At 61.9% G+C, this 13,023-nt stretch carries 6 protein-coding genes; 3 read left to right on the forward strand and 3 right to left on the reverse strand.

The window, feature by feature from the left end; genetic code table 11:
* Window positions 1-44: 44 nt before the first annotated feature.
* The 3 genes from BUC04_RS10800 to BUC04_RS10810 form a co-directional block, all read right to left on the reverse strand.
* Window positions 45-2,462, reverse strand: a complete 2,418-nt coding sequence (locus BUC04_RS10800) for a TIM-barrel domain-containing protein (RefSeq protein WP_234977383.1) — start codon at window positions 2,460-2,462, stop codon at window positions 45-47.
* Window positions 2,463-2,479: 17 nt separating this feature from the next.
* Entirely contained in the window at window positions 2,480-4,384 is a 1,905-nt protein-coding gene (locus BUC04_RS10805) for an alpha-amylase family glycosyl hydrolase (RefSeq protein ID WP_067656645.1), read from the reverse strand.
* 195 nt (window positions 4,385-4,579) lie between these two features.
* Window positions 4,580-7,336: a TonB-dependent receptor gene (locus tag BUC04_RS10810; protein WP_073325857.1), complete on the reverse strand. Its 2,757-nt coding sequence runs from the start codon at window positions 7,334-7,336 to the stop codon at window positions 4,580-4,582.
* A gap of 776 nt (window positions 7,337-8,112) precedes the next feature.
* Between BUC04_RS10810 and pgmB the strand changes: the two genes are divergently transcribed.
* The 3 genes from pgmB (at window position 8,113) to BUC04_RS10825 (ending at window position 12,982) form a co-directional block, all read left to right on the forward strand.
* Window positions 8,113-8,793 (forward strand): beta-phosphoglucomutase, encoded by a 681-nt coding sequence (gene pgmB, locus BUC04_RS10815; RefSeq protein ID WP_067656648.1) that lies wholly within the window; start codon window positions 8,113-8,115, stop codon window positions 8,791-8,793.
* A 43-nt stretch (window positions 8,794-8,836) separates the two neighbouring features.
* On the forward strand, window positions 8,837-11,149 hold the full coding sequence (locus tag BUC04_RS10820; protein WP_067656651.1) for a family 65 glycosyl hydrolase domain-containing protein: 2,313 nt from the start codon (window positions 8,837-8,839) through the stop codon (window positions 11,147-11,149).
* A 198-nt stretch (window positions 11,150-11,347) separates the two neighbouring features.
* On the forward strand, window positions 11,348-12,982 hold the full coding sequence (locus BUC04_RS10825; protein WP_067656653.1) for an alpha-glucosidase family protein: 1,635 nt from the start codon (window positions 11,348-11,350) through the stop codon (window positions 12,980-12,982).
* The last annotated feature ends 41 nt before the right edge of the window (window positions 12,983-13,023 follow it).

A 13,023-nucleotide genomic window follows, 5' to 3' on the forward strand; every position in this document is an offset into this window, starting at 1 on the left:
AAAAACCGGCGCCTAAGCGCCGGTTTTCTGATAGCTGAGCCGTTTTACCAGTTGAGGGTCAGCTGGGCGTCCTCACCGGCCCAGTCAAACACCAGTACCACGCCCTGCTCGGTCTGCTGCCAGTCGATGGGCTGGCCGGCCAAGCTGGCAGACTGCACGTTGCAGGTGACGTTATGCAGGGTCAGGGTGATGCGGCGGGATTCCGGTGCACCCGGGTAGCCCTGGCCGCTTTGCTGCAGGTCGAAGGTCAGCCCCTTCTCCTCGGTCACCACCGCGAACTCCATCAGGTGGTACGCGCCCTGTTCGAGGCTGTCCGGGCTGATACCATCATCCTCGTACAAGCGCCCGCCGCCTTGGGATTCCGTCTTGGGGTAGTAGTAATGCAGCTCCAGCTCGGCGCTGCTGTAGTCCCGGGTAGCAACCGGAGCCACCATGGGGATCACGCTGCCTGCGCGGACCAGCACCGGCTGGGTCTCCATGGTCACCGGCACCGACACGGTCTGGTCGCCTTCGAAGCGTGCGCCGGTGTAGAAGTCAAACCAGACCCCTGCCGGCAGCGGCACCTGCACGGCGTCGACACCCGGCGCAGTGACCGGAGCCACCACAAAGGCGTCGCCCCACAGGTAGCTGTGTTTGACCTCGAACAGCCGCTCATCCTCGAACGCCAGCGGGCGCATCAGCGGCATGCCAGTGGTGCTGTTCTCAAACGCCAGGGTGTACAGGTAGGGCATCAGGCGGTAGCGCAGCAGGATCGCTTCACGGGCCAGACGCAGGGTTTCAGCGTCGTGGAACACCGGCTCCGGCGCGATATCCTCCTGGGCGTGGGGCCGGTAGACCGGCTGGAATACACCGTACTGCATCCAGCGGGTGTAAAGCTCGGCATCGAACTGTTCGCCACCGGCAAAGCCGCCCAGATCCGAGTGCATGTAGCCCAGACCCAGAACGCCCATCTGCAGGCTCAGCTCCACCTGGGGCTTGAAGCCACCCCAGCTGCGGGCCACGTCGCCGGTCCAGGGGATCAGGCCATAGCGCTGGGAACCGACAAAGCCGGAGCGCATCATGATCATCGGTCGGCGATCCGGCTGCAGCTGGCGCAGACCGTCGTCCACCAGCCGGGCCCATTCGTGACCATAGGCATTGTGGACCTCATCGGCGGTGGCACTGACGTCGCCGGCATCCGCCACCCGGTGCAGCGAATCGTGGGGATGCACCTCCGGCTCACCCAGGTCACCCCACCAGCCGGCGGCACCGGACTCGGCGATGCGCTGGTACTGCTGCCAGAACCAGTTACGGCCCTGCTCGGAGAACACGTCTACCAGGCCGGTGTTACCGAAGAAGAAATCGAAACGCTTGGGCTGCTGACCGCCCAAGTCCGTGGCCAGGGCCTGGCTGCTCACCGCATCATCCCACTTGTTGGAGGTGGTGAGGATGAACGGCTCTGTGATCAGCACGGTGTTGACCCCCTGCTCGGAGAAATCGGCGATCATCTGCTCCGCCTCGGGCCAGTGCTTGCGGTCCCAGTCCAGGTTGCCCATGTGGCCCTGCACGTCCTCACCGAACCAGTACAGATCCAGCACGATGGCGTCCAGCGGTACCTCGGCCTTGGCAAAGCGAGCGACGACGTCACGGGCCTCGGCTTCGTTGCGGTAGCCAAAGCGGGAGGCAAAGTTACCGAGCGCCCAGCGCGGCGGCATCGGCTGACGGCCGGTGGCAGCGGTGAAGTTCTCGATCACCTCGGGGTAATCGGCACCGGCGGCCACCAGGTAGGCGGTACGGCCACCGACGGCTTCAAACTGCAGCACCTCGGGATCGGTGGCACCGATATCGAGCCAGCCGGTGGCGGAGTTATCAAAGGCCAGGGCGTACTTGTTGGAGCTCATTACCGCCGGCAGGCCATAGTACATCTGGTCAACCCGGTCGCCGGGCTTGCCTTCGTAGCCGTAGGAGGCGCGGTTGTATAGGGGCATCCGCTCACCACGGCGGTCCATCCCCAGTACCCGGGAGCCACCGCCCATCAGTTTCTCCTGCTCCTGCAGGCTGAAGCGGAAGCCACGTACGGTGTCCTCAGCGATCAAGCCGCGCTCCTCTGCCAGCACCAGCTCGCCCTGGTGGTAGTAGCTCAGGGAGAGCGGGTTGAGCTGGATGCGGGTGGTCAGCTCCGGCAGGCGGTACTCCAGTACCGGACCGGCCTCCACCAGCTCACCGCGCTGGACACTGGCGTTCGGGTCCAGGGCGTAAGAGGGCAGCTGCTTGATGCCGCTGTTCTGGTAGTGCACCGCCAGAGCGCCATCACCGTAGCCGGTCAGGTGTACCTGGCCTTCGTCGGTGTGCAGCACCAGGGTGTCGCCATCAAACTGGTGGCTTTTCACCTTGGCGGCCCAGGCGTTGCCGCCCAGGCTCAGGGCGAACAGCGGCATCGCCAGCAGCGAGGCCCGCAGTCGAGGGAATTGCAAAGTGTTCATCATGGCTGCTCCTTGCATTAAGGCTGCACTTCCCAGATCACCGACTGCAGCGGTGCCAGGGTCAGCTCGATGGTGCCGATGTGGTTGTGGACCTTGAGGCTGCCCTCAATGCCGTCGACGTTGAGCAGATCGTTCAGGGCGTACTCGCCCTCCCAGGGCATGCCCCACTGACGGGTCACCGCCGAGGGGATGGTCAGGGTGGTGGTCACGCTATCGCTGTCGGAGAAGTTGCTGGCAATGATCAACTTCTGCTCATCGTCAAAGCGAACGTAGCTGAAGGTCTTATCGGTGTAGCCGGGGTTGTTGCGGCTGTCGGTGTGGGTGTGCACCGCCTTGCCCATCATCGCCGGGGCCGAGGTGGTGACGTCCATCAGGCGGATGTAGTAGTCACGCAGGGCCTTTTCTTGCTCAGACAGCTGGCCGCCGTCGAACTTGCCGCCGTTCATCCAGCGCTGGTGGGCCGGGACGCCCCAGTAATCGAAGATGGTGGTGCGGGTGGCCTTGCCAAAGCCGGCGTCGCCCTCGCCTGCCTCACCCACGTCCTGGCCAAAGTACAGCATGGTGGGGGCGGTGCTCAGGGTGGCGGACAGCACCATGGCGGGCAAGGCGCGCTCGGCGCTGCCGGCAAAGTCCGGGCTGGCGATACGCTGCTCATCGTGGTTCTCGAGGAAGTGCAGCATGTGGTGCTCGATGTCCGCCTTCATCTGCTCGATGGCGACGATGGCGTCGGTGCTGGCGTTGCCCTGGATGATGTCCTTGAGCTTGTCGTACAGGTCGACCTTGTCGTAGAGGTAATCCATCTTGCCCAGGTGCAGGTAGTCGCGGTACAGGTGCGGCTGGTACACCTCCGCCAGCAGGAACGCCTCCGGGTTGGCGTGCTTGATGTGGGAGTTGAGGTAGCTCCAGAACTCCACCGGCACCATCTCCGCCATGTCGAAGCGGAAGCCGTCGATGCCAAACTCGGTCCAGAACAGGGTGATGTCACGGAACTTGGTCCAGGAATCCGGCACATCCTGGCCCTGCCAGAAGGCGTAGTGCTCGGCGGCGCTCTTATCGGCGTAGCCGTCAGGCAGGCTGGGGAAGTCGTGGCTGCCGTCCGGACGCACGCCGTAGTTGATCTTTACCGTCTCGTACCAGTCATGGACATGGGGCTTGGCGCTGCGGCTGCCGTTGCCGGTCCACTTGGCCGGGGACTCAGCGAACTGGCCATCCAGCCCCGGGTAGGACTGACCGCCCAGCGGCTCAAAGCCCGGCTCAAAGTCCGGTACCGAGAACTCCTCGCCCACTACGTAGTAGAAGTTGTTGTCCCGGGCGTAGGCCACCGAGGTGTCATCACTGGCACCAAAGTTCTCTACCCCCTCGGGCTTGCCCAGTGACTCGTACTGGCGGGCCACGTGGTTGGGGACGATGTCGATCAGCACCTTCATGTCGGCAGCGTGGGTGCGCTCCACCAATGCCTTGAACTCCGCCATGCGGTTGGCCGGATCCTCGGCCAGGTCCGGATTGACGCTGTAGTAATCCTTGACCGCGTAGGGGGAGCCGGCCCGGCCCTTGATCACGTCCGGATCGTCATTGCTGATGCCGTACTGGGTGTAATCCGCCACCAGGGCGTGGTGCGGCACACCGGTGTACCACAGGTGGGTGGTGCCCAGCTGCTTGATCCCCGCCAGGGCCTCGTCGGTGATGTCGTTGAACTTGCCGACGCCATTTTGCTCCGCGGTGCCCCAGGGCACGTTGTTCTCCACGGTGTTGCCAAACAGTCGAGTGAACATCTGGTAGACCACCAGCTTTTCTGTCACCTCGACCGGGGCTTGGGCCACGCTCTGCTGGGGCGCCGAGTCGGGCTCGGAGGGGGCACAGCCGGCCAGGCCTAAGGCCACGGCGGACAAGGTCAAAGCGGAGAGGGGCAAAATGGCTCGCATGCAGTCATCCCTTTTTATGGTTACGCGCCGCCGTAGCGGCCTTCAGTGTTCAACCGGGCCAGGCCCCGTTGAGTAAAAATCCTTGCGCTTACGCGCGGCACCGATGGGCTCGAATAACAGTCAAACTCACCCATCACTGCGCTGTATTCGATAAAAAACCCCCGCATGGGCGGGGGCCTTTTCATCAGCTGAGGCTTAGAAGGTGTAGCTCATCCCCAGCATGAAGTTACGACCGTAGCGCTGGTGATCCTTGATCATCCGCTCGTCGTTCTCGTAGGTCACGAAGGGTTCGTCGGTCAGGTTGTTGGCCTGGAACAGTACCACCAGCCCGTCGACACCCAGCTCGGAGAAGTCGTAGGACAGCTGGGCATCCACCACGGTTTCCGCTTCCACGTAACGCTTGTCGCGAGACAGGGTGGTGGAGGCCACCTCGCCGAGGAACTCGCTGCGGTAACGCATGGAGGCCCGGGCCTGGAAGCCGTACTTCTCGTAGTACAGGGTGGCGTTAACCACGTCGTTGGACAGACCCGGCAGGTCGATCGCCTCGCTGTCGCCATCCTCTTTCACGCTGGAATCGGCGTAGGAGTAGCTGACGATGGTACCGAAGCCATCCAGGGCGTTGTGCAGCATGCCAAAGCCCAGGGAGCCGGACAGCTCGAAGCCGTAGATGTGGCCACCGTCACCCTCCATCGGGGTGTTGATGAAGCCCTGATCCAGCACCGGGTTGGCGCCCGGGATGTTAACGTCGCTGAAATCGTACAGCACGTCTTTGTGGTAGATGTAGTTCTCCAGGTACTTGTAGAAACCCGCCACCGCGAAGTAGCCCTCGTCGGCGAAGTAGTTCTCGTAGCTCAGGTCAAACTGCCACGCCATCCACGGCTTCAGCTCCGGGTTACCGGCGCTGCCGGACCAGGGCGAGTTGTTGATGTCGTCGCTGTTCTCCTTGGAGGAGTCGTAGTTGAACTCGACGCTGGAGTGCATCTGATCCATACGGGCACGAGCCATGGTGCGGGCGATGGCCAGACGAACCACCTGGTCCTCTGCCACTTCCAGCCCCAGGTTCATGCTCGGCAGGAACTCCCAGTAGTCGGTGCCACCGCTGTTGCCCACCACTTCCAGGTCGCCATCACCAATCACGGTGACCTCGTTACCCTTGGAGGACTGGTCGGTGTAGACCGCCTGCAGGCCGATGTTACCGGTCAGGCGACGGTAGCCGATCTCGGTATCGATGTCCGCCTTGGTGAAGAAGGTGGCGACACGCTCCTGCACTTCCCAGCTGTTGGTCTTACGCCAGGGCTCAATCTCGGCGGCATTGCGCATCTTGTAGAAGTCGTTGTTGACCAGGGCCACCGGATCCCAGGCAATCAGGTTGCCCATACCGATGAAGTCCAGCGACGCCGGGGCGTACAGGTACTGATCCGGTACCCGTACGGTATTCGGGTACTCATTCAGGGTCAGGAAGTAGGCGTTGTCTTCCTTGGTCTTAGTCCGCTCGGACACATTGACACCGAACTGCATGGCGGCAATGGCGCCCTGGCTGAACACCCGCTCGCCGACCAGGCGGAAGGCAACCATCTCGTCTTCGATGTCCGGGTTGTTGATGAAGCCATCCTGGGAGTTCCACTGGCCGTTGCCTTCCGGGTCACCCCAGTTTTGCGGCGCGCCCAGAACAATCTGGTTGGGATCGGAGTAGTCGATGCGACCAGACGGGGTGAACATCACGCCGGAGTCGGTCATGCGGAAGCCGATGGAGTCCTTGGCACCGTTGGCCACGCCACGGTCGGTACCGCCGTAGGTTTCCAGCGCGTAGAAGGTACGCTTGGCGCGGGAGTAGGACAGATCCGCGTTCAGGCTCCAGTCGTCGTTGAGGATGTAATCGACGTTCCAGCCCACCGACAGGTTGTCGGCGTCGGTCTCGGTGTAGTCGTTACGTACCAGGCCCTTAACGTTGTGGAAGGTGCCTTCGGTGATCAGGCCATCCTCAACGGTGTAGTTGGGGTCCAGCTCGACACCGTCGCCCCAAGCCAGCGGCATCTCGATGCCACGGAGGATCTGACGGTCATTAAACTGGGAGTAGAACACGTCCAGGGTGGTGTTCAGCCGGTCGTTGGGCTGGAACTCCATGGTGAACATCAGCGCGTCACGGTCCAGCTCCGAGGAGCGCACGTACGGCTTGTAGCCGCCGATCACCGCGTTGCCATCGGCACCGTCGTAGTCGGTGGGGTAGCCCCAGATGTGGGTCCGCTCTTCCTGGTTGGGCTGGGACATGGTGGAGACGCCCAGGGCGATGCCCAAGCGGTCATCGAAGAACTGGTCGATGTAGGAGGCGCTGAAGCGGTAACCGGTATCGGAGAAGTCGGTGTTCAGCTCACCCAGGTCGTTGTACTCACCGCGAGCGGTAACGTTGAAGGTGGTGTCGCCATGGGCCAGCGGACGCACGGTCTGCATGTCGACGGTACCACCGATAGCCTGGGCGGTCACAGAGGCGTCCGGGGTCTTGTAGACCACCACGCCGCTCATCAGCTCAGAAGGGTATTGGTCGAATTCAACGCCACGGTTGTCACCGGTGGTGACCTGCTCGCGGCCGTTCAGGGTTGCGGTGGTGAAGTCCGGCGACAGACCGCGCACGGAAACCAGCTGAGAGCGCCCTTCCAGACGCTGTGAGGTGAGGCCCGGCAGACGGGCAATGGATTCGGCGATACTGGCATCCGGTAGCTTACCGATGTCCTCTGCGGACACCGCTTCCACCACCGAGGTGTTCTCCATCTTGACCGCCTGGGACAGGGCCAAAGAACGGCGAATACCGCGAACCTGAATGACTTCCGCTGCTTCGAGTCGCTGTGCCAACTCGTCTGCGGTGGGGTTATCCCCCGCCACATCTTCAGCGGCCCAAACCGTACTACTGATCCCAGCGGCAATAAGCGCCGTGGTCAACGCATTGGGCTTAAACATCTACATCACTCCCTATTAAAGTGCACTACTTCCTTGGCCGGTTATCCGCCTTCTGAGCCATATCCAAGCCCAATGGCGATTGTTATTGTCGGCCGCCTTATCACTGTGAAGCGATGTTAATCACTTAGCGTCAGCAGAAACAACGCTATGCATACGTATTCAAGGCCTTACCAGGGCGGGTTCGCTGGCTCCTTACGCACTTTCCTGGCGCAACCCCGTTGCATCCCCACAGCAGGGTAAAACAAGGTCAAGCCACTGTTTTTATTAGCATTAAATGCAAAAATGCCGGCCACTGACACCTTTTCATTACATTTTGACGTCAACGACTGCACCAAAATGTTGCATCTGTGATCCCCCTCGGGTCGCCAGCGACTGTATCACAGATTGGTCTGACCGATTCCCCACCTGCTTTTTCCGAGCCATCGCAGCAAAAACCTCAAACTCACAGCTTTTCACATGACGATGGCTGACGACGGCGCGTTGTCAGCGGCCTGCCGGCGCCTGGCGCAACGGGCAAATCCTGTTAACAGAGGGGTTTGCGCAGCATGGGCTAGGGCAAACATTGACGCAACATCTGACTGTGCCCCAGACGGCCAACCGCTCAACAAAGCGGCAAAACCCTGTGCTTTTGCCAGCAATCGGTACCTGACCAGGGATGAATACGTATGTGCCGGATTGTCTGCCAAAAAGCATCGCGCTTAGTATCGTGGCACTAAGTAATACCCGGATTGCGCCTGTGATACCGCGCCAATCCACAAGGCAAAGAAGGAAAGGACATGGCTCAACACGCTGCACAGGCCCAGCCCCATGGGATCCGCTGCTGCATCTTCGACCTGGATGGTGTCATCGTCGACACCGCCAAGTACCACTACCTGGCCTGGAAGCGCCTGGCGGACAGCCTGGGGGTGACCTTTACCGAGCAGGACAACGAACTGCTCAAGGGCGTCAGCCGGGTTGAGTCACTGAAGATCATCCTCAAGCTGGGCCAGACCAGCCTGGACGCGCCGCAGTTTGAGCAGGCCCTGGTGCAGAAGAACGAGTGGTACCTGGAGTACATCGCCCAGCTGGACGCCAGTGAGATCCTGCCCGGTGCCGAGGCGGTGCTGAGCCAGGCCCGCGACGCCGGGATGAAGATCGCCCTGGGCTCCGCCAGCAAGAACGCGGTGCTGATCCTGAAGCGCCTCAACCTGCTGGATCGCTTCGACGCCATCATCGACGGCAATAAGGTAACCCACGCCAAGCCGGATCCCGAGGTGTTCCTCAACGCCGCCAGTGCGGTGGACGTGGCACCGAGTGATTGCCTGGTGTTTGAAGACGCCGCCGCCGGCGTCGAGGCCGCCCTCAACGCCAAGATGAAGGTCATTGGCCTGGGCGAAGCCGAGGTATTGGGCCGGGCAACCCTGGTGCTGCCCGACCTGGCCGAACAACAACTGAATCACATGATCGCGCAACTCTGAGCACCGCCGTTCGCGTGCCAAACGTCTCAAAGGACCTGATCGCATGAAAGACTACATCCAACATCACGAATGGAAGATCATCGAGCCCAGCTTCGATCCGGCGGTGAACCTGGTGTCCGAAAGCCTGTTCTCCATCGGCAACGGCAAGTTCGGCCAGCGCGCCAACTTCGAAGAGCGCTACAGCGGTGAAACCCTGCAGGGCAGCTACGTGGCCGGTGTTTACTACCCGGATCCCACCCGCGTCGGCTGGTGGAAGAACGGCTACCCGGACTACTTTGCCAAGGTGATCAACTCCACCAACTGGATCGGCATCAATGTCGAGGTGGAAGGGGAAGAGTTGGACCTGGCCACCAGCCAGGTGAAAGAGTTCAGCCGTGAGCTGGACATGCAAAGCGGGATCCTGACCCGCCGCTTCGTCGCCCAGCTGCCCTCCGGCAAGCAGGTGGCGGTGGAAGCCGTCCGCTTTACCAGCATCGTTGATACCGACAACGGCGCCATCCGTTACACCGTGACCCCGCTGAACTTCAGCGGCACCGTCACCCTGACCCCCTACCTGGACCTGGACGTTAAGAACTCAGACGCCAATTACGACGACAAGTTCTGGCTGCCCATCGCCCACCAGGCCAGCGCCGGTCAGGCGTTCCTCTCCGGTGAAACCAAGAAGACCGGGTTCCACCTGGGTGTGGCAATGAGCTACGAGCTGACCCTGGATGGCCAGCCCCTGACCGCCGAACCGACCATCACCGATAAGCCGATGTGGGTCGGTAACACCATCAGTCAGGCCGTCGAGCAGGGCCAGGCCCTGACCCTGTACAAGTACGCGGCGCTGATCTCCTCCCTCAATGCCAACAACGATGCCATCGAGGCTACTGCCCTGGCCTCCGTGGCGGCGGCCAAGCAGAAGGGCTTTGACACCCTGGCAGCGGAGCACAGCAACGCCTGGGCTGAGAAGTGGCAGGAAGCGGACATCCAGATCGACGGCGACACCGCCGCCCAGCAGGGGATCCGCTTCAACATATTCCACATGAACCAGACCTACACCGGCGAGGATGCCCGCCTCAACATCGGCCCCAAGGGCTTCACCGGTGAGAAATACGGTGGCGTGACCTACTGGGATACCGAGGCTTACGGCCTGCCGTTCTACCTCAAGACCGCCGATCCCAGCGTGGCCCGCCAGCTGCTGGTGTATCGTCACCAGCACCTGGAGAACGCCATCAAGAACGCCGAGAAGCTGGGCTTCAAAGACGGCGCGGCGCTCTACCCCATGGTGACCATCAACGGCGAGGAGTGCCACAACGAGTGGGAGATCACCTTCGAGGAGATCCACCGTAACGGTGCCATCGCCTTTGCCATCTACAACTACGTCAACCACACCGGCGACACCGCCTACCTGGCGGAGTACGGCCTTGAGGTGCTGATCGGCATCAGCCGTTTCTGGAGCCAGCGGGTGCAGTGGTCCAAGCGTCGTAATGGCTACGTGATGCTGGGGGTAACCGGCCCTAACGAGTACGAGAACAACGTCAACAACAACTGGTACACCAACAAGATCGCCCGCTGGACCCTGGAGTACACCCAGCAGGCCCTGGATACGGTGGCCCAGCAGGACCCGGCGCGCTACGACGCCATCCTGGCCAAGACTCAGTTCAACTCAAAGGAAGATGAGGTAGCTGCATGGGTCGATATCAGCAAAAACATCGTCTTGCCCGTCGACGACGAAACCGGCGTCTTCATTCAGCACGATGGCTTTATGGACAAGGAGCTGGTGCCGATGGGGGACATTCCGGCGGCGGAGTATCCGATCCATCAGCACTGGAGCTGGGATCGGATCCTGCGCTCCTGCTACATCAAGCAGGCGGACGTTCTTCAGGGGATCTACCTGTTTGAGGACGAGTTCGATACCGAGACCATCAAGCGCAACTACGACTTCTACGAGCCGATGACGGTGCATGAGTCCAGCCTGTCGCCCTGCATCCACTCGGTGCTGGCGTCCCGCCTGGGCTACGAGGAGTTGGCGTACAAGTTCTACCTGCGCACCTCGCGCCTCGACCTGGACGACTACAACAACGACACCGAGGACGGCCTGCACATCACCTCCATGGCCGGTACCTGGATGGCGGTAGTGGAAGGCTTCGGCGGAGCCCGGGTGAAGAACGGCGTACTGAGCCTACGCCCCTTCATCCCGGCCCAGTGGCAGGGCTACGCCTTCAAGATCACCTTTGCCGGTGTCCCGATCAAGGTCAGCGTCGCCAACGGCGCCGTCACCGTCGAGAACCGTGGCGACAAGCCGCTGGTGTTCAAGCTGTTCGGTCAGTGCCAGAACCTGGCCGCCGGTGACAGCCTACGTCATATCCTGTAACCACTCTCCCTGGTTAGAGCCGGCCCATCTGGGCCGGTTTTTTTATGCCCTGGATTTGAGCTCAGCCCTGCCTTGTCGGCAACTATCCTGTTTTTCTTACCCTTGCATACGTATGCACAGTGACTCCCGTCACCGCCGGGGTTACGGTAACGATAACAGCGTACATTGGGCCCGTGGCCCCGATAATGAGTGGAGAGCATGAGTTCGACCGAGTGGTGGCGTGGTGCCCTGATCTATCAAATCTATCCCCGTAGCTTCGCCGACAGCAGCGGCAACGGCGTGGGCGATCTGAACGGCATCCATGACAAACTGGAGTACGTCGCCAGCCTAGGCGTCGACGGGGTCTGGATCTCCCCGTTCTTCAAATCCCCCATGGACGACTTCGGCTACGACATCGCCGACTACCGCGACGTAGACCCCCTGTTCGGTACCCTGGAGGACTTCGACCGCCTGCTCGCCAAGGCCCACCAGCTGGGGTTGAAGGTGATGATCGACCAGGTCCTCAGCCACACCTCGGATCAACACGCCTGGTTCCAGCAAAGCCGCCAGAGCCGCGACAACGACAAGGCCGACTGGTACGTCTGGGCGGATCCCAAGGAAGACGGTACCCCACCCAACAACTGGCTCTCCATCTTCGGTGGCGGTGCCTGGCAATGGGAGCCGCGCCGTGAGCAGTACTACCTGCACAACTTCCTCACCAGCCAGCCGGATCTCAATTTCCACAACCCCGACGTACAGCAGGCGATGCTGGACAACGTCGAGTTCTGGTTGAAAAAAGGGGTCGATGGCCTGCGCCTGGACGCCATCAACTTCTGCTTCCATGACGCCCAGCTGCGGGACAACCCGGCCAAACCGCCGCACCTGCGCCGTGGCGCCGGCTTTGCCACCGACAACCCGTACGCCTACCAGTACCACTACCACAACAACACCCAGCCGGAGAACCTGGCGTTCCTGGAGCGGCTGCGCGCCCTGCTGGATCGCTACCCCGGTACCACGGCCCTGGGGGAGATCGCCTCGGAAGACTCCCTGGGCACCATGGCGGAGTACACCCAGGATGGCCGCCTGCACATGGGCTACAGCTTCGAGCTGCTCAACGACAACTTCACCGCCGGCTACATCCGCCAGACGGTGGAGACCTTTGAGCAACGGGTCGACCAGGGCTGGCCCTGCTGGGCGGTGTCCAACCACGACGTGGAGCGGGTCGCCTCCCGCTGGAGCCCTGCCGAGCCCGATGCTGCACTGAGCAAGCTGGCCACCGCCCTGCTCTGCTCCCTGCGCGGCAGCGCCTGCCTGTACCAGGGTGAAGAGCTGGGCTTGCCGGAGGCGCTGCTGAGCTTCGAGCAGCTGCAAGACCCCTATGGCATCGCCTTCTGGCCCAACTTCAAAGGTCGCGACGGCTGTCGCACCCCCATGCCCTGGCAACAGCACAGCGAACATGGCGGCTTCAGCGAGCAAGCCCCCTGGCTGCCGGTATTACCAGAGCACCTCAGCCGAGCGGTAGACCGCCAGGAGGCCGAACCCGACTCGGTGCTGCAGCAGTTCCGCCGTCTGCTGGCCTGGCGTCAGCAGCACCCTGCCCTACGCGTGGGTGACATCCGCTTCCTCGATGCCCCCGAACCCCTACTCCTGTTTGTTCGCCAATGTGCGGAGCAAACCCTGCTGTGTGGCTTCAACCTCAGCCCTCAGCCCACCGTTTTAGAGCACGCTTCTCAAACCTTCGGTCCTTGTGCTCGCACCGTTCTGTCCGGTCATGGTCTGCCCACTGCCACTTTTACGCACGACCAACTCAGCTTCCCGGGCTACGGTGTTTTTTATGCCCAGCTGCAGCCCTAACCGGCGCAGCGGCCCATCTGGGCCAGCAACAAGGCCCCTTA

The organism is Ferrimonas marina (genome assembly GCF_900129905.1).
Taxonomy (GTDB): Bacteria; Pseudomonadota; Gammaproteobacteria; order Enterobacterales; family Shewanellaceae; genus Ferrimonas; species Ferrimonas marina.